Source organism: Streptomyces sp. NPDC107654, assembly GCF_055639035.1.
Genome location: NZ_JBVKBI010000018.1, coordinates 17,254 through 33,429, shown reverse-complemented (window position 1 = coordinate 33,429; position 16,176 = coordinate 17,254). Strand labels below are relative to the sequence as shown.

Sequence of the window (16,176 nt, the reverse complement as noted above, 5' to 3'; positions counted from 1 at the left end):
CGCCGCATGCCCACGCCATACGGATCCCGCGGCGGCATGGCGTTCGGCGTGGAGGAGCTGCGTGTGCTCCGCCGCGCCCTCGCCCTCGCCCTCCACCCCGGCCACGCCTCCGCCGAGGACGTGCAGGACTGTTTCCGGCTCGCCGAGTCGCTCGACGAGGCGATGTGCGAGGGGGCCAGGCTGCGCGCCTTCCTGGTGGCCGACCTGGGCCGCTACCGGGCCGCCCTGCCGGGCACCGCCGCCGGTTACCTGAGCCTTCTGGAGGAGGCGCTCGGCGCCGGGCACCGGCCGACGCCGGACGACCTCGCCGCGCTCCGGGCGCTGCGCGGGAACCCCGCGGCCGCGGCCCTGCTGGACCGCTGCCGGACGCTGGCCGAGCAGGACGTACGGGCCCGGTTCGCGCAGGGCGCCCGCAAGGTGCCGGCGCCCGCCGTACCGCCCGCGCGGACCCGCCTGCTGGCCCTTGCGGGCGGCGCGGGGGACCCCGGGGTCCGCCTGGGCGAGGGAGAGGCCGAGGAGCCGTCCAGGGCCCCGCAGGAGCCCGCGGAGAAGCCCGGCCCCCAGCCGGCCCCCGCCCCCGGGGAGCGTCCGGCCCCGAGGCGCCCCATCCCCACCCCGGGCGAGGTCTTCCCGCGCGGCAAGCCGGCCCCGCCGTCCGACCCGGAGCCCCGCCGGCTGGCCGCGGGCTAGCCCACGCCGGACGCGCCCGCCGACCCGCACACCGTGCGGCTTCCGAGCCCCGGTGGCGGCCGCACGGCCCGCTCACCCGTGTGGCCTCCCCGGCTCCGGCGATCGGGTGCACCCCGTACCTTTCGGGGCTTTCGGCCTGGCTACTCTGGAGGCATGGACTATGTCTCCGCGCTCGTGCCCCCGGTCGTCATGGCCGTGTTCTTCATCGGTGTGGTCAGGGTGATCGTGAAGACCCAGGGCGGGGCCGCCAAGGCCAAGGAGGACGCGGCCGTCGACGCCGCCCTCGCGCGCGCGGAGACCGCGCCGAAGACCTCCGCGGGCGACGCCTGAGCGACTTCCGGGAGCGAGGCCCGAGCGGTCCCCGAGCGGCGCGACGGGCCGCTCGCCCCGCGGTCGTACGCCCTTTTTGTTCGCGTTTGTAGCCCTAGTGCACGTCCGGCACGCCATTGCCGGGATCTCCCACTATTGTTCTGAGGTGTGCCTCGCCCATTGGGAGAACTCGAAGACGCGGTCATGACGCGAGTGTGGAAGTGGAACCGCCCGGTGACCGTTCGAGAAGTCCTGGAAGACCTCCAGCAGGAACGCTCCATCGCGTACACCACCGTGATGACGGTTTTGGACAATCTCCATCAGAAGGGCTGGGTGCGCCGCGAGGCGGAAGGCCGGGCCTATCGATATGAAGCCGTGTCGACTCGTGCTGCGTACGCCGCCGCCCTCATGAACGACGCCTGGTCGCAGAGCGACAACCCCGCCGCCGCACTCGTCGCCTTCTTCGGCATGATGAGCGAGGAACAGCGACAGGCCCTCAGGGACGCCGTACGCATCGTGCAGGGTCCGGAAGAAACCCGGGAAGCCCCCGAACCCCGCCGACAGGAAGCCCCGGAAGCACGCCAAGAGGAGAACCCCGGCTCGGCGGAGGGCGCGGACGGGCGATAGCGTCCGCTCATGTCAGCAGAGCGTCCCGAAGTCCCCGCAAAAGCCATCACCGTCCGCCGGGCCCGGACCAGCGATGTCCCCGCCGTGCGCCGGCTCCTCGACGCCTACGCCCGTGACCGCATCCTGCTCGACAAAGCCACGGTCACGCTTTACGAGGACATCCAGGAGTTCTGGGTCGCGGAACGCGACGACAACGCCGAGGTGGTCGGCTGCGGCGCGCTGCACGTCATGTGGGAGGACCTCGCGGAAGTCCGGACCCTGGCGGTGAAGCCCGGCCTCAAGGGCGCCGGCGTCGGACATCAGGTGCTGGAGAAGTTGCTCCAGACCGCGCGCTGGCTCGGCGTTCGGCGCGTTTTCTGCCTGACCTTCGAAGTGGACTTCTTCGGGAAGCACGGCTTCGTGGAGATCGGCGAGACGCCGGTCGACACCGATGTCTACGCGGAGCTGTTGCGTTCCTATGACGAGGGCGTCGCCGAGTTCCTGGGTCTCGAACGAGTGAAGCCGAACACCTTGGGCAACAGCCGGATGCTTCTGCATCTGTGATCGCCATTGCCCCGGTTCCCTATGTCCGAAACGCGCATGTTTCCGGAGGTGGGCGCTCCGTCGGCCCACTCCCGAGGGTTTGTGTTTTTCCGGCAAAAGCGGTTTGCTTTCCGACGTACTGCAGTACTGCATATAACAGGGGCGGCGAAACGGCGGACGCCGCACACCCCTGGCCCTCAACGTTATCGATGAAAGGAAATGCGGTGGCACAGAAGGTTCAGGTCCTTCTTGTCGACGACCTCGACGGCGGCGAGGCGGACGAGACCGTGACGTTCGCGCTGGACGGCAAGACGTACGAGATCGATCTCACGACTGCCAATGCGGACAAGCTGCGCAGCCTTCTTGATCCCTATGTGAAGGGCGGCCGGCGTACCGGTGGCCGTGCTTCCGGTGGGCGTGGAAAGGCGCGTGCCGCTTCCGGCGGCAACCAGGACACCGCGGCGATCCGCGCCTGGGCGAAGGAGAACGGTTACGAGGTCAACGACCGCGGCCGCGTTCCCGCGTCCATCCGCGAGGCCTACGAGAAGGCCAACGGCTGATCCCGTCGGCCGGCGGGGTGTCCGGCGCACACGCGCCGCAGCCGGACCCGGTGACACCGTGCTGCCACCGTGTCCACCAGTCGTACGAGATCGGGGGCGCTCCCCTCGCGTCCCACGGGAGTGGCCGGTCCGGCCGGCATGGCCGGCAGCGAAGCCTCGACCCCGCGCCCCGGCCCGGGGGGCCGCAGCCACACGGCGGCCCCCTGCACGGATCCTGGCGCTCCGGCGGCCCCGGCGGGCGGCCTCGGCGCCTCCAGCGTGCCGCCCGCTCCCAGTACCCGCAGGTCCAGGGGCAGGGCGCCCCACTCCAGCCAGTCCAGCAGCCCCGGCAGCTCCTCCGCGCTGCCCGCGGCCAGCAGCAGCTCCATCCGGTCGCCCCGAAGGGCCACCGGTGAGCCCGGTGCGAGATGCCGGAGCGCCTCGGCGCCCGCCTCGGCCGGAACGTCCAGTACGTCGAACAGCACCCCCGTGAGCAGCCGTGGCAGCCGTCCGGGCGGCCCGGGCACTGTCGGCCAGCCCAATTCGTTCTCGTACCAGTGCCGGACCCGGGCCTCGGGGCCGGCGGAGGAATCACCGGCGGCCGGTGCGTCCGGATCGAGGGGCCGGCGGGGAAGGGGGACCGTGGAGGTCATGGGGACCGAGCGGGCCATGCCCCGTCCAACCGCCCGGACCCCCTTCGGGTTACGCTGGGTGCATTGTCGAATGCGCTCCGTGCCGGAAAAGGGGGCGCTCGGGGGTCCGGAGAGGCGCAAGGTTGTTCGCCCATAGCGGAGGGAACCGGTGCGCGCCGCATGGAGTGTCAGTCCCTGCGGGTAAGACATGCCTAGTGGGAGGGGGCGACACGCAGGAAAGGCCGTCTCGCGTTCGCCATCGGCGTACTGGCGACTGGGGTAACTGCCTGGCCTGCGGGAACATCGTCTCGCACCATCGGGTTGGAGCAGATGTCGGCGTCACGGGTCAGGAGGCCATCGACGGTGTCGGCAGTTGGAATGAGCGGTCCCCGCTTGCGGGACTAAGCTGCGGAAGGACAGGGAGGGGAAGTTCCCCCCACTGCCTGACCGCTCTGAGGAGCGATTAACGATGTTCGAGAGGTTCACCGACCGCGCGCGGCGGGTTGTCGTCCTGGCTCAGGAAGAAGCCCGGATGCTCAACCACAACTACATCGGCACCGAGCACATCCTCCTGGGTCTCATCCACGAGGGCGAAGGTGTCGCCGCTAAGGCCCTGGAGAGCCTCGGCATTTCGCTTGAGGCGGTCCGCCAGCAGGTGGAGGAGATCATCGGCCAGGGCCAGCAGGCCCCGTCCGGGCACATCCCCTTCACCCCCCGTGCCAAGAAGGTCCTGGAGCTGTCGCTCCGCGAGGCCCTTCAGCTGGGCCACAACTACATCGGCACGGAACACATCCTGCTCGGCCTGATCCGCGAGGGCGAGGGCGTCGCCGCCCAGGTCCTGGTCAAGCTGGGTGCAGACCTCAACCGGGTGCGGCAGCAGGTCATCCAGCTGCTCTCCGGTTACCAGGGCAAGGAGACCGCCGCCGCGGGCGGCCCGGCCGAGGGCACCCCCTCGACCTCCCTCGTCCTGGACCAGTTCGGCCGGAACCTCACCCAGGCCGCTCGTGAGTCCAAGCTCGACCCGGTCATCGGGCGCGAGAAGGAGATCGAGCGGGTCATGCAGGTGCTGTCCCGCCGTACGAAGAACAACCCGGTGCTGATCGGTGAGCCCGGCGTCGGCAAGACCGCCGTCGTGGAGGGCCTCGCCCAGGCCATCGTCAAGGGCGAGGTGCCCGAGACCCTCAAGGACAAGCACCTCTACACGCTGGACCTCGGCGCCCTGGTCGCCGGCTCCCGCTACCGCGGTGACTTCGAGGAACGCCTGAAGAAGGTGCTCAAGGAGATCCGCACCCGCGGCGACATCATCCTGTTCATCGACGAGCTGCACACGCTGGTCGGTGCGGGTGCCGCCGAGGGCGCCATCGACGCGGCCTCCATCCTGAAGCCCATGCTGGCGCGCGGTGAGCTGCAGACCATCGGTGCGACCACCCTGGACGAGTACCGCAAGCACCTGGAGAAGGACGCGGCCCTGGAGCGCCGCTTCCAGCCCATCCAGGTCGCCGAGCCGTCCCTGCCGCACACCATCGAGATCCTCAAGGGCCTGCGCGACCGCTACGAGGCGCACCACCGCGTCTCCATCACGGACGAGGCCCTGGTCCAGGCTGCCACCCTGGCCGACCGCTACATCTCGGACCGCTTCCTGCCGGACAAGGCGATCGACCTGATCGACGAGGCCGGCTCCCGGATGCGCATCCGCCGGATGACCGCTCCGCCGGACCTGCGCGAGTTCGACGAGAAGATCGCCGCCGTCCGCCGGGACAAGGAGTCCGCGATCGACTCGCAGGACTTCGAGAAGGCCGCCTCCCTGCGCGACAAGGAGAAGCAGCTCCTCGCCGCCAAGGCCAAGCGGGAGAAGGAGTGGAAGGCCGGCGACATGGACGTCGTCGCCGAGGTCGACGGCGAGCTGATCGCCGAGGTCCTCGCCACGGCCACCGGCATCCCGGTCTTCAAGCTGACCGAGGAGGAGTCCTCCCGCCTGCTGCGCATGGAGGAGGAACTCCACAAGCGGGTCATCGGCCAGAACGACGCCGTCAAGGCGCTGTCGAAGGCGATCCGCCGTACCCGCGCCGGTCTGAAGGACCCGAAGCGTCCGGGTGGTTCGTTCATCTTCGCCGGTCCGTCCGGTGTCGGTAAGACCGAGCTGTCCAAGGCGCTCGCCGAGTTCCTCTTCGGTGACGAGGACGCGCTGATCTCCCTCGACATGTCGGAGTTCAGCGAGAAGCACACGGTGTCGCGTCTCTTCGGTTCGCCCCCCGGATACGTGGGCTACGAGGAGGGTGGCCAGCTGACGGAGAAGGTGCGCCGCAAGCCGTTCTCGGTCGTCCTCTTCGACGAGGTCGAGAAGGCCCACCCGGACATCTTCAACTCGCTGCTGCAGATCCTGGAGGACGGTCGCCTGACCGACTCCCAGGGCCGGGTCGTGGACTTCAAGAACACGGTCATCATCATGACGACCAACCTCGGCACCCGGGACATCTCCAAGGGCTTCAACCTGGGCTTCGCCGCCTCGGGTGACACGAAGACCAACTACGAGCGCATGAAGAACAAGGTGTCGGACGAGCTCAAGCAGCACTTCCGCCCCGAGTTCCTCAACCGCGTCGACGACGTGGTCGTCTTCCCGCAGCTGACGCAGGCGGACATCCTGCGGATCGTCGACCTGATGATCGGCAAGGTGGACGAGCGCCTGAAGGACCGGGACATGGGCATCGAGCTGTCCCAGTCCGCCAAGGAACTGCTGGCCAAGAAGGGTTACGACCCCGTGCTGGGCGCCCGGCCGCTGCGCCGTACGATCCAGCGCGAGATCGAGGACTCGCTGTCGGAGAAGATCCTCTTCGGCGAGCTGCGTCCCGGTCACATCGTGGTCGTGGACACCGAGGGCGAGGGCGAGTCCCAGACCTTCACCTTCCGCGGCGAGGAGAAGTCGGCGCTGCCCGACGTCCCGCCGATCGAGCAGGCCGCGGGTGGGGCTGGTCCCAACCTGAGCAAGGACGCGTAAGCCTCCGGCGGTTCGACCGACGGAAGGGGCCGGTGCCTTCGGGCACCGGCCCCTTCCGGCGTTCGTGGGGAACAGCGAGCGCAGCCCCGGCAACCGAGTCGCCCGGCGGCGTCGTACAGCTCCTTGCGGCCGGCGGCGAGACCGGCGTGCTCGCTGCAGGGCACGGCTGCTCTCCGGTGCCCGGGGCCAGGGTCGGTTCCCGGGAGCCCTCCTGGGCCCGGCCGGTCGGGGCGTACGGCGGTCGGGCGGGAGGGAGGTCAGCACGGCGTTGCCGGGGCAGGCCGTGAGGAGCGAGCGCAGCCGGTCCCGGTACGGTCGCGCTCGGCGGCGGGCGACTCGTCCAGGCCGTCGACCAGCACCAGCACCAGCACCAGCACCAGCACCAGGTCCCCGGCCCGCGGCCAGGGCGCGCTCGGCCCGGTCCTCCGGCGGGGGCAGCGGGCAGCTCATCGCTGCAAGGAAGGCGGCCGGCGTGGACCGGGGTGTTGCTGGGTCGCCGAGTCCGAGCACGGCACGGTGTCGGCGGGCAGGCCGTCAGGGCGGTGCGTGACGCGGCAGCTGTCGGGCGAGTCCCCCGCTGCCGAGGCGCACGGCCTGTGCACCGTCCATGTCCAGCCGCCCAGGCCGCCCAGGGCGTCGGTGACGGCCGTACGCTCGTCGGGCGGGGGAACGGCCGCTCGCCCGGCGAGGCCAGGGACTCCTCCACCAGCCGGCCGGCGAGCCGGTGCACCTCACCCCGGAGCGACACCCGCGCCGACAAGCCGTACCGGCCGGTCCACCGGGACCGCACCCGGGCCGCCCTGCGTGAACAGCCTCCTCACCAGCGGGCCGAGCAAACGGAGGCCGGCTTGCCGCCCCGTACGGCCGGCTCCATCCGCCACCCGCGTGTGCGTACGGCGTACGGAAGGAGCCCAGCCGGCGCCTGCTCCGCGCGTTACGACAACTGCCCGCCGTAGTCCGGCAGTTTGAAGGTCTTCTCGGCGTGCCCGCCGGACAGGTCGGTGGCGCTGTTGCCGATGTTGGCGATGATCGTGTAGCCGTCGTTCTCGATGCCGGCGCGCTGGGCGGTCTTGTAGGCGGCGACGTCCTTGAAGAGGTCGAGCAGGCCGCGGACGTGGAGGCCGGAGACGTCGTAGCCGTCGTGTTCGAGGTTGTACTCGGTGGGCCAGTACAGGACGCCGGGGCGGGCGGTGACGAAGAAGAGGGCGACTCCGTGCTCCTGGGCGTACCGGGCGACGTCGAGGACCGGCTTGTTGGCCGGCTGGGGGTAGCTGAAGCCGAAGTCGGTCTCCAGCGCGGTGTTGTCGATGTCGAGGACGATCGCCGGCTTCTCGCCGGGCTCGGCGGCGGCGATGCGGTCCTCGAGGTACGGCAGGGCCTGGTCCATGACCGCCTGGCAGTCCTTCTGCCAGGTCGCGTAGTCGACCTTCGCGAAGGAGCTGCTCGCGGAGGCGCCGGTCGCGGAGGAGGTGCTCGTGGTCGCGGCCTCGGCCGGGGCGGCCATCGCGGCCAGGGCGGCCACGGAGACGGCGGTGACGGAGATGCGGCGCGCCCAGGGGCGTCTGGTCATCGGTGGGTTCCTCTCGCGTCTTAATGTCAGGGGCATGATCTGAGGCGAGGATGGCGCGAGGGGAACCGTAGGGTTACTGGACGGTAGGTGCCTAGAGGCCTGCGTCACATTTCTGTGATCGTCGGCCGGGGTCACCGGTGATAAGGGGCACAGGCGAAATGTCCGGTACTAGGCGTGATAGTGGGATCCACTAAGGCAGCAAAACTGGATATACGGCGATAAATCGGACCTTGGGGTCGGAATTCCACCAGGGCGAAGGCCGTCGTCAGTGGCCGGGTCCGCGAGGGGCGCGACTGTCAAGAAAGTCGCCGGCTTTGCGGTGTGCTACTAGCGGATGCCGTAGATAGGCCGTTTTGGGCTCGATGTGCTGGTCGGTTACCAAAGAACAGCCGCTTCGGTGGGCGTCTCCGTGGACGTCCGTACGCCGGGTGGCCGACCTGTTCCCGAGTTCACGAGGTCCCGATGTTCCGACGCTTCACGTCCCGCTCCGCCCGTACGTCCTCGCTCCGTGCCCGCATGACCGTTCTGGCTGCCGGAATCGGCGCCACGGCCGTGCTGGGAACCGGGGTCGCGAGCGCCGCCACCGCGTCCCCCGCCGCCTGGGTCGACCCGGTGAAGAAGTACACGCTCTCCGCGAGCTTCGCCCAGGCCGGCAGCCACTGGGTCGCCAAGCACAGCGGCCAGGACTTCGCCGTGCCGACCGGCACCGAGGTCATCGCCGCGCACGGCGGCACCGTCGTCAAGGCCGGCCCCAACGGCGCCGGTGACGGCCCCGCCTACGGCAACGCCATCGTCATCCAGCACGGCAACGGCACCTACTCGCAGTACGCGCACCTGTCCCGGATCGACGTCCGGGTCGGCCAGGTGGTCGCGACCGGCCAGCACATCGCCCTGTCCGGCTCCACCGGCAACTCCACCGGTCCGCACCTGCACTTCGAGATCCGTACGACCCCGAACTACGGCTCCGCCGTCGACCCGGTCGCGTTCCTGCGCGCCAAGGGCGTGACCGTCTGACCGTCCGGCGGTCCACGCCGGGGGGTCTACTCCCTGCGGGCGTGTTCGTGCGCCTGTGAGATCAGGTCCAGGGCGACTTCGAGAACGGCATCGCGCTTCTTCCCGGAGTCGCCCACCAGGTCCTGCATCACGAACATCCCGGCGTGCAGCGTGAACAGCGCGCTGACGGAGCGCACCTGGTCGACCAGCTCCGCCTCCGGGTCGATCAGGATGTCCCGCAGTCCGCGCATCCGGTCCTTGAACGTGTCGCCGATGCGCAGTTCACGGACGGTCGCCTGGTTCTCCTGCATGAAGCGGAACAACGGCTCGGCGCCCGCGAGCGCCTCGCTGTAGCGGCGGATGATCTCCTGCTTGGTCTCCAGGGTGTGCGGCTGCCGCCTGCCCCACTCGATCAGGCTCTCGATCGGCTTCGTCAGATCCTCGAAGAGGCTGACGATGATCTCTTCCTTCGTCTTGAAGTGGTAGTACAGAGCCGCCTTCGTGACGTCGAGGTGCTCGGCGATCTCGCGCAGGGAGGTCTTCTCGTACCCCTGGTCCGCGAAGAGTTCGAGTGCCACGTCCTGGATGCGCTGGCGGGTGTTGCCGCGGCGCTGCTGCTTGGTGCCGTCCATCGTGACGCCCATCCTCGTACTCCTCGCGCTCCCGCGGAAACTTACTTGACGCCCGGCTAGTAGCGCGTCTACCTTCCACAGTGTAGTGACGGCTAGCCGGGCGGCAAGTAAGTAGTCGCCGCAGGGGGAAACGGGAAGACGATGGCGGACAAGGTCGAAAACGAGATAGCGGGCAAACAGCCCAAGAGTGTGCGAGTAGTGCTGCTCGCACTCATGATCGCGATGATGCTCGCGATGCTGGACAACATGATCGTGGGTACGGCGATGCCCACGATCGTGGGCGAACTGGGCGGCCTGGAGCACCTCTCCTGGGTCGTCACCGGCTACACCCTGGCCACCGCGGCCTCCACCCCGGTCTGGGGCAAGATCGGTGACATGTTCGGGCGCAAGGGCGCCTTCCTGAGCTCGATCGTCATCTTCCTCATCGGCTCCGCGCTGAGCGGCATGGCCCAGGACATGGGCCAGCTGATCGGCTTCCGGGCCGTGCAGGGTCTGGGCGCCGGCGGTCTGATGGTCGGCGTCATGGCGATCATCGGCGACCTGATCCCGCCGCGGGAGCGGGGCAAGTACCAGGGCATGATGGCCGGCGTCATGGCGCTGGCCATGATCGGCGGTCCGCTGGTCGGCGGCACCATCACCGACAACTGGGGCTGGCGCTGGGCCTTCTACATCAACCTGCCGCTGGGCGCGGTCGCCCTCGCACTGGTCACCGCCGTGCTGCACCTGCCGAGGAAGCGGTCCAAGGCGGGCATCGACTACCTGGGCGTCGTCCTGCTGACCGTCGGCATCACCGCGATCGTCCTGGTCACCACCTGGGGCGGCACCGAGTACGCCTGGACCTCCGCGCGGATCATGGAGCTGATCGGCATCGGCGTGGCCGCGCTGATCGGGTTCGTGTTCTGGCAGACCAAGGCCGCCGAGCCGGTCCTGCCGCTGCACATCTTCAGGAGCCGCAACTTCACCCTGATGTCGGTCATCGGCTTCATCACCGGCTTCGTGATGTTCGGCGCCACCCTGTTCCTGCCGCTGTACCAGCAGGCCGTGCAGGGCGCCTCCGCGACCAACTCCGGCCTGCTGCTCCTGCCGATGCTCGGCGCGATGCTCGTGACCTCGATGGTCGCCGGACGGGTCACCACCAACAGCGGCCGGTACAAGATCTTCCCGATCGCCGGCGGTGCCCTGATGATCGTCGGCATGTACCTGCTGTCCACGATGGACACCGGGACCACCCGGCTCACGTCCGGGGTCTACATGGCCGTGGTCGGCGCCGGCATGGGCTGCCTGATGCAGATCACCATGCTGGTGGCGCAGAACAGCGTGCAGATGAAGGACATGGGTGTGGCGTCGTCCTCGGCCACCCTGTTCCGTACCCTCGGCTCCTCCTTCGGTGTGGCCATCATGGGTGCGCTGTTCAACCACCGGGTCCAGGACGTCATGGCGGAGCGGGCCGGCGCGCTGGGCAAGAACATCACCGAGAAGTCGGCGCAGCTGGACGCGAAGAGCCTGGAGAAGCTGCCCGCGGCGGCCCGTGAGGCCTACCAGCACGCGGTGTCCTCCGGTACGCACTCCGCGTTCCTGCTGGGTGCCGTGATCGCGGTGCTGGTGCTGATCGCGTCGCTGTTCGTCAAGGAGGTCCCGCTGAAGGGCGGGCCGCAGAAGCCCTCCGCCGACGGTGCGGACGCGACGCCGCCGGCCGTGGTCGAGGCTGTCTGACGTCTTCGTCGGTACGAAGGCCCCGGTGCGTGTCCGCCGCACCGGGGCCTTCGGCCCTTTCCTCGCAGGCCGGCCCGAGGCACCACTTCTTCCTGCGCGCCTGCACGGGAGGCGTACGGCGAGACACCCGGCGCACCGCGCTGACGGGCAGCCGGGGCGTCCGGGACCGGGCGGCCCGGGCCTCGACCTCCTGCCGGTCGGCAGGTCGGGCGGTCGGTGTCCTTCGGCCGGTTCGGGTCCGCGAGGCCTGTCCGGCGCGGGGGGAGCGGGCAGCCGCAGCGGTCCTACGCGGACCCCGCGTTCCCGCCGGACGTCGGCAGCATGGGATAGCTGCCGGTGCTGGTGGGCGCGTGTTCCGGTAGCCACAGGACGGCGACCGCGCCCTCGGCGGGGAGGTGGGCGGGGGTGCCCGCGGGGCGTACGTTGCGGAAGGTCAGCCGGGCGCCCAGGACGCGGGCCTGGCCCGCCGCGATGGTGAGGCCGAGCCCGTGCCCCTGTCCGGCGCGGTCCTTGCTGCCGGTGCGGAAGCGGCTCGGCCCCTCGGCGAGCAGCTCCTCCGGGAAGCCGGGGCCGTGGTCGCGGACCCGGATGACCCGGCCCTCCACGCTCACCTCGACGGGCGGCCGGCCGTGCCGGGCCGCGTTGGCGAGCAGGTTGAACAGCACCCGCTCCAGCCGCCGCGGGTCGGTCGTGACCTCCGACTCGTGCACCACGCGCACGGTGACGTCCGGATCCTTGGCCGCCACCCGCCGCGTCACGAACGCGCCGAGCATGATGTCCTGCAGCTCCGCCCGCTCCGAGGCACTGTCCAGCCGGGCCACCTCCAGCACGTCCTCGACCAGGGTGCGCATGGCCTTGGCCCGGTCCAGGACCAGTTCCGTGGGCCGGCCGGGCGGCAGCAGCTCGGCGGCCGTCAGCAGCCCCGTCACCGGGGTGCGCAGCTCGTGCGCGATGTCCGCGGTGACCCGGCGCTCGGCCTCCAGCCGCTGCCGCAGTGTGTCCGCCATGGCGTCCACCGCGCGCGCGAGTTCGTCGGTCTCGTCCCGTACGACCCCGCCGATGGCCGCCTGCACCCGGACGTCGGTCTCGCCGGCCGCGGCCTGGTTCGCGGCGGCGGCCGCCTTGCGCAGCCGGCGGGACAGCTGTCCGCCGATCAGCACGCCCAGCGCGCTCCCGCCGAGCACGACCGCGACCGAGCCGATGACCAGTGCCTGGTCCAGGTCCCGCAGCATGTCGGTGCTGCGGTCCGGCAGATGGGTGTGCAGGGACAGCACATGCCCGTCCTTCACCGGTACGGCCGCCCAGATGTCCGTCTCCCCGTCGTGCTCGGAGACATCGCTGGCCCGCCGGCTCCGCTCGACCTTCTCGCGCAGCGCGGCCGGCAGATCCGGGTCGTCGACCTGGATGTAGGGGAAGACCGGCCCCCGGTTCAGCTCGTAGTTGCGCTGGGCTATCAGGATCCGGTCGTTGGCCAGGTCGCGCGCGTTGTCCAGCATCGAGACGCGGGCCGCGTTGTGCACGACCAGGCTCAGAACGATCGCCACCAGACCCGCCACCAGTGCGATCGCCGCGCTGACCTTCCATCTGAGTCCGGTGCGCAGGCCCGCGCGCTCCATGCGCCGGACCGGGTGCCGCAGAATCCCCCGCATGCCGTCGCCCCGCTCAGGCCTTCAGCTTGTAGCCGAAGCCGCGGACCGTCTCGATCCGGTCCTGGCCGATCTTCTGCCGCAGTCGCTGCACATGCACGTCCACGACCCGGGTGTCACCGCCCCAGCCGTAGTCCCACACGCGCTCCAGCAGCCTGTCCCGGGAGAGCACGGTGCCCGGCGCGGAGGAGAACTCCAGCAGCAGCCGCATCTCGGTCGGCGTCAGCGCCACCGGCTGTCCGGCCCGGCGCACCTCCATGCCGTCGGTGTCGATCTCCAGGTCGCCGAAGGTCAGCGTGCCGCCGCCGGCCCCGGACGCGGAGTCCTCGGCCTGCGCGGCCCCGCCGGCGTGCCCGAAGCGGCGCAGCACCGCGCGGATGCGGGCGACCAGCACGGCACCGTCGAAGGGCTTGGTCACATAGTCGTCGGCGCCGGCCTCCAGGCCCAGGACGACGTCGATGGAGTCGGCCCGCGCGGACAGCATGATCACCGGCACGGTCGACTCGTCCCGGATCCGGCGGCACAGGCTGACGCCGTCCAGGCCCGGCACCATGACGTCCAGCAGAGCGATGTCGGGGCGGTTCGCACGGAACGCCTCCAGGCCCGACAGCCCGTCGGGCATGGCGGTGACCGCGAAGCCGTCCCGCTCCAGCGCCAGCTGGGTGGCCTCGCGGATGACGTCGTCGTCCTCGACGAACAGGACGTGGGTCTGGTCTGCCATCCCGGTGCTCTCAGTCCTCGTGGTGACTCGTGGTGACGGGTGATGCCACCGGTTCTACAGGGGTACGGGTAGGGACGCGGTCAGCTGTCCGGTACGGGCGTCGGCCCCCCGCCGGCGGACTTGCTGTACTCGTTGCGGGTGGGTTTCCCCTCGGCGAACCGTCCCGCCTTCCACCGGTAGGGCGTCACGATCTCACCGGAGGGGTTGGAGATCGGGTCGCCCTTCTCGTAGAACTGCCTGGTCACCGACAGGGTGCCCCGGTCGATCTCGGCGTAGACCGGGGACTCCTCGCTCTTGAAGACGTTCCGGAACGTGCCGTCGTCGTCCCGGTACACGTACGAGCCGATACCGACCGCGTCGGCGCAGGTCAGCACGTTGACGACGACGTCGTCCACCGGTCCGCCGGTCAGGTCGCCGTAGGAGACGTCGACGGGGTACTCGTCACCGTTGCACGGCTGCAGCAGCCGCTTCACCGCGCCCGACACCTTGGGGTCGTTCATGACCAGCGCCACCGGATCCACCCGGTGGTACTTCCCCGACCGGCTCGGGGAAGGGGAGGCGACGGCCCCGGCCACCGCCGAGGCGTGCGCCGGGCCCTCGTCCCGCGCGCCCGTGCCCCCGCTGCCGCACGCGGCGACGAAAAGGGCGAGGGCGGCGAGCGCGGCCCCCACCGCGATCACCGCCTGCGAACTCCCTCGGACCCGTACGGGCCGGGCCCCGGTCAGGCCGCGCAACGCTCCCGCTCCTCACGCTCCAGCGCGCGTGCGTCCAGATCGCGGGCTTCCAGCTCCTCGCGGAGCCGGGCGAGCGCCCGGTGCAGCGTGCTCTTGACCGTACCGGCCGACATGCCGAGGGCAGCGGCCGTCTCCTCTGTGGACATCTGCTCCCAGTGTCGCAGCACCACGACACTGCGCTGCTTCGGTGCGAGCACCTTCATGACATCCATCAGCAGGGCCCGGTCGGCGTGCTGCTCGGTCGAGTCCTCCACGGAGGCGTCCGGCAGCTGCTCGGTCGGCACCTCCTCCAGCTTGCGCGCCCGCCACCACTCGGTGCGCGTGTTGATCATGACGCGGCGCAGGTAGGCGTCGGCGAGCCGCTTGTCCGCGATGCCCTCCCAGCGGCCGTACGTCCGCACCAGCGCGGTCTGCAGCAGGTCCTGGGCGTCGACCGGGTCCGGCACCAGTCGGCGGGCGCTGCGCAGCAGCGCGTCCTGCCGGGTGCGGACGTACTCCTCGAATTCGAGCACCTCGCCCTGCGCCATGACCAACCGCCTCCGTTCCCCGTTGTGCTTCCGGCTCACTGCCTGAAGTTCCGCTGTCCCCGCGCCCGGTGGTCCGCCGGGCACGGAGAAGAAGTTACGGAGTGGTTGTCACGAGGCTGTGCGCACCAGCCTGCGGCTGGCAATCGGCTATCCGTCGGTTGTGTAACGGAAGCAGGGGAGGGGTAAGGCGGACGGGGTGAATGTCCCTTTATGAGGTGCTTTGTCGGTGCTGGATGCTCCGTAACAGAGCTTCAGCGACTGTGACCTGTCTGTGCGTCAGCCCAGCGGCAGCCGGTACAGCCCGCTCGGCAGCGGCTCCACCAGACCGTCCGCGACCAGACCGTCGAGCGCCCGGGCCCGCTGCACCGGCTCGTGCCACACCCGGTCCAGCACCGCCTGCGGCACCGGCGCGTGCGCCTCCCGCAACACGGCCAGCAGCTTGCCGCGCACCTGCCGGTCCGTGCCGGCGTACGTCTGCCCGCGGCGCGGCGGGCCCGCGTGCTCCGGCTTGCCCGCGAGCCGCCACGCGCACTGCGCGGCGATCGGGCACCGCGGGCACCCCTCGTTCTTCGCCGTGCACACCAGCGCGCCCAGCTCCATCGAGGCGGCGGCCCACCGCGCTGCGGTCCGCTCGTCCTCCGGCAGCAGCTCACGTGCCAGCCGCCGCTCGGCGGCCGTGGTCGCGTTCGGCGGGTACTGCACACCGGTCACCGCCCGCGCCAGCACCCGGCGGACATTGGTGTCCAGCACCGCGTGCCGCTGCCCGTACGCGAAGGAGGCCACCGCGGCGGCCGTGTACTCGCCGATGCCGGGCAGCGCCAGCAGCTGCGCGTGATCCGTCGGCACGTCCCCGCCGTGCCGTTCCGTTATGGCGACCGCGGCACCGTGCAGGCGCAGTGCGCGGCGCGGATAGCCGAGCCGCCCCCAGGCGCGCACCGCCTCGCCCGGCGCCTCCTTCGCGAGGTCGGCCGGGCGCGGCCAGCGGGCCAGCCACTCCTCGTAGACGGGCAGCACCCGGTTCACCGGGGTCTGCTGGAGCATGAACTCGCTGACCATCACACCCCATGGGCCCGCCTCCGGGCGGCGCCAGGGGAGGTCGCGGGCGTGGGCTTCGAACCAGGCGATCACGGGGGCGTGCAGCATCTCAGTCATGGCCTTCCGATCCTGCCACGGGTTGGCGGGCATCGCCGGTGACCGCGCGTTCACCGAGCGTGGCGGAAAGTGAAGAACCGTGCCGCTCGCGGCAGTTACCGGGATGATGATCCGGAAAAGTTGACGTCGGCGCGGCGGGTGACGCGGGCGAGCGCGGAGATCTCTCGTACAGTT

General features: G+C 70.5%; 16 protein-coding genes. 8 read left to right on the top strand and 8 right to left on the bottom strand.

Features of this window, described 5'->3' with window-relative positions; all coding sequences use genetic code 11:
- The first annotated feature begins 36 nt into the window (after positions 1–36).
- The 5 genes from ACZ7N4_RS27370 to ACZ7N4_RS27350 all read left to right on the top strand — a co-directional run bounded on the left by ACZ7N4_RS27370 (position 37) and on the right by ACZ7N4_RS27350 (position 2,708).
- Positions 37–690 (top strand): hypothetical protein, encoded by a 654-nt coding sequence (locus ACZ7N4_RS27370; RefSeq protein WP_471362933.1) that lies wholly within the window; start codon positions 37–39, stop codon positions 688–690.
- Positions 691–843: 153 nt separating this feature from the next.
- Positions 844–1,020, top strand: coding sequence for a hypothetical protein (locus ACZ7N4_RS27365; protein WP_471362664.1), 177 nt, complete (start codon positions 844–846; stop codon positions 1,018–1,020).
- A gap of 183 nt (positions 1,021–1,203) precedes the next feature.
- Positions 1,204–1,626, top strand: coding sequence for a BlaI/MecI/CopY family transcriptional regulator (locus tag ACZ7N4_RS27360; protein ID WP_471362931.1), 423 nt, complete (start codon positions 1,204–1,206; stop codon positions 1,624–1,626).
- Positions 1,627–1,635: 9 nt separating this feature from the next.
- The gene (locus ACZ7N4_RS27355; RefSeq protein ID WP_467930839.1) at positions 1,636–2,169 is read left to right on the top strand and encodes an amino-acid N-acetyltransferase; all 534 of its coding nucleotides are present in this window, start codon (positions 1,636–1,638) and stop codon (positions 2,167–2,169) included.
- 203 nt (positions 2,170–2,372) lie between these two features.
- Complete coding sequence (locus tag ACZ7N4_RS27350; RefSeq protein ID WP_059251614.1) at positions 2,373–2,708, top strand: histone-like nucleoid-structuring protein Lsr2; 336 nt, start codon at positions 2,373–2,375, stop codon at positions 2,706–2,708.
- Here the strand turns inward: ACZ7N4_RS27350 and ACZ7N4_RS27345 are convergent.
- Positions 2,687–3,340: an SCO3374 family protein gene (locus ACZ7N4_RS27345; protein WP_471362660.1), complete on the bottom strand. Its 654-nt coding sequence runs from the start codon at positions 3,338–3,340 to the stop codon at positions 2,687–2,689. The two genes, ACZ7N4_RS27350 and ACZ7N4_RS27345, sit on opposite strands and share 22 nt — an antisense overlap.
- A gap of 448 nt (positions 3,341–3,788) precedes the next feature.
- On the opposite strand from ACZ7N4_RS27345, the gene ACZ7N4_RS27340 reads away from it, so the two are divergent.
- Positions 3,789–6,314 (top strand): ATP-dependent Clp protease ATP-binding subunit, encoded by a 2,526-nt coding sequence (locus tag ACZ7N4_RS27340; protein ID WP_471362658.1) that lies wholly within the window; start codon positions 3,789–3,791, stop codon positions 6,312–6,314.
- 934 nt (positions 6,315–7,248) lie between these two features.
- On the opposite strand, the gene ACZ7N4_RS27335 is transcribed toward ACZ7N4_RS27340, so the two are convergent.
- Complete coding sequence (locus ACZ7N4_RS27335; protein WP_471362655.1) at positions 7,249–7,884, bottom strand: HAD family acid phosphatase; 636 nt, start codon at positions 7,882–7,884, stop codon at positions 7,249–7,251.
- A gap of 462 nt (positions 7,885–8,346) precedes the next feature.
- On the opposite strand from ACZ7N4_RS27335, the gene ACZ7N4_RS27330 reads away from it, so the two are divergent.
- On the top strand, positions 8,347–8,898 hold the full coding sequence (locus ACZ7N4_RS27330) for a M23 family metallopeptidase (RefSeq protein WP_471362652.1): 552 nt from the start codon (positions 8,347–8,349) through the stop codon (positions 8,896–8,898).
- Between the two features lie 26 nt (positions 8,899–8,924).
- Here the strand turns inward: ACZ7N4_RS27330 and ACZ7N4_RS27325 are convergent, their stop codons facing one another.
- Positions 8,925–9,521: a TetR/AcrR family transcriptional regulator gene (locus ACZ7N4_RS27325; protein ID WP_471362649.1), complete on the bottom strand. Its 597-nt coding sequence runs from the start codon at positions 9,519–9,521 to the stop codon at positions 8,925–8,927.
- A 129-nt stretch (positions 9,522–9,650) separates the two neighbouring features.
- Here ACZ7N4_RS27325 and ACZ7N4_RS27320 point away from each other — a divergent pair, with 129 nt between their 5' ends.
- Positions 9,651–11,222 (top strand): MDR family MFS transporter, encoded by a 1,572-nt coding sequence (locus tag ACZ7N4_RS27320; RefSeq protein WP_471362646.1) that lies wholly within the window; start codon positions 9,651–9,653, stop codon positions 11,220–11,222.
- Positions 11,223–11,506: 284 nt separating this feature from the next.
- On the opposite strand, the gene cseC is transcribed toward ACZ7N4_RS27320, so the two are convergent.
- From cseC to ACZ7N4_RS27295, 5 genes are all read right to left on the bottom strand, one after another.
- The gene (cseC, locus tag ACZ7N4_RS27315) at positions 11,507–12,871 is read right to left on the bottom strand and encodes a two-component system sensor histidine kinase CseC (protein ID WP_471362645.1); all 1,365 of its coding nucleotides are present in this window, start codon (positions 12,869–12,871) and stop codon (positions 11,507–11,509) included.
- 13 nt (positions 12,872–12,884) lie between these two features.
- Positions 12,885–13,589, bottom strand: coding sequence for a two-component system response regulator CseB (cseB, locus tag ACZ7N4_RS27310; RefSeq protein ID WP_471362642.1), 705 nt, complete (start codon positions 13,587–13,589; stop codon positions 12,885–12,887).
- Between the two features lie 80 nt (positions 13,590–13,669).
- Positions 13,670–14,323, bottom strand: a complete 654-nt coding sequence (locus tag ACZ7N4_RS27305; protein WP_471362639.1) for a hypothetical protein — start codon at positions 14,321–14,323, stop codon at positions 13,670–13,672.
- Positions 14,311–14,850 (bottom strand): SigE family RNA polymerase sigma factor, encoded by a 540-nt coding sequence (locus tag ACZ7N4_RS27300; RefSeq protein WP_055703482.1) that lies wholly within the window; start codon positions 14,848–14,850, stop codon positions 14,311–14,313. The genes ACZ7N4_RS27305 and ACZ7N4_RS27300 overlap by 13 nt, the downstream gene beginning before the upstream one ends.
- Positions 14,851–15,126: 276 nt before the next feature.
- On the bottom strand, positions 15,127–16,035 hold the full coding sequence (locus ACZ7N4_RS27295; protein ID WP_471362636.1) for an HhH-GPD family protein: 909 nt from the start codon (positions 16,033–16,035) through the stop codon (positions 15,127–15,129).
- Between the last annotated feature and the right edge of the window lie 141 nt (positions 16,036–16,176).

Coding starts and splice junctions, on each gene's coding strand:
- ACZ7N4_RS27370 (WP_471362933.1), top strand. CDS start 37: ATGGCGTTCGGCGTGGAGGAGCTGCGTGTGCTCCGCCGCGCCCTCGCC.
- ACZ7N4_RS27365 (WP_471362664.1), top strand. CDS start 844: ATGGACTATGTCTCCGCGCTCGTGCCCCCGGTCGTCATGGCCGTGTTC.
- ACZ7N4_RS27360 (WP_471362931.1), top strand. CDS start 1,204: ATGACGCGAGTGTGGAAGTGGAACCGCCCGGTGACCGTTCGAGAAGTC.
- ACZ7N4_RS27355 (WP_467930839.1), top strand. CDS start 1,636: ATGTCAGCAGAGCGTCCCGAAGTCCCCGCAAAAGCCATCACCGTCCGC.
- ACZ7N4_RS27345 (WP_471362660.1), bottom strand. CDS start 3,340: ATGACCTCCACGGTCCCCCTTCCCCGCCGGCCCCTCGATCCGGACGCA.
- ACZ7N4_RS27340 (WP_471362658.1), top strand. CDS start 3,789: ATGTTCGAGAGGTTCACCGACCGCGCGCGGCGGGTTGTCGTCCTGGCT.
- ACZ7N4_RS27335 (WP_471362655.1), bottom strand. CDS start 7,884: ATGACCAGACGCCCCTGGGCGCGCCGCATCTCCGTCACCGCCGTCTCC.
- ACZ7N4_RS27330 (WP_471362652.1), top strand. CDS start 8,347: ATGTTCCGACGCTTCACGTCCCGCTCCGCCCGTACGTCCTCGCTCCGT.
- ACZ7N4_RS27325 (WP_471362649.1), bottom strand. CDS start 9,521: ATGGGCGTCACGATGGACGGCACCAAGCAGCAGCGCCGCGGCAACACC.
- ACZ7N4_RS27320 (WP_471362646.1), top strand. CDS start 9,651: ATGGCGGACAAGGTCGAAAACGAGATAGCGGGCAAACAGCCCAAGAGT.
- cseC (WP_471362645.1), bottom strand. CDS start 12,871: ATGCGGGGGATTCTGCGGCACCCGGTCCGGCGCATGGAGCGCGCGGGC.
- cseB (WP_471362642.1), bottom strand. CDS start 13,589: ATGGCAGACCAGACCCACGTCCTGTTCGTCGAGGACGACGACGTCATC.
- ACZ7N4_RS27300 (WP_055703482.1), bottom strand. CDS start 14,850: ATGGCGCAGGGCGAGGTGCTCGAATTCGAGGAGTACGTCCGCACCCGG.
- ACZ7N4_RS27295 (WP_471362636.1), bottom strand. CDS start 16,035: ATGCCCGCCAACCCGTGGCAGGATCGGAAGGCCATGACTGAGATGCTG.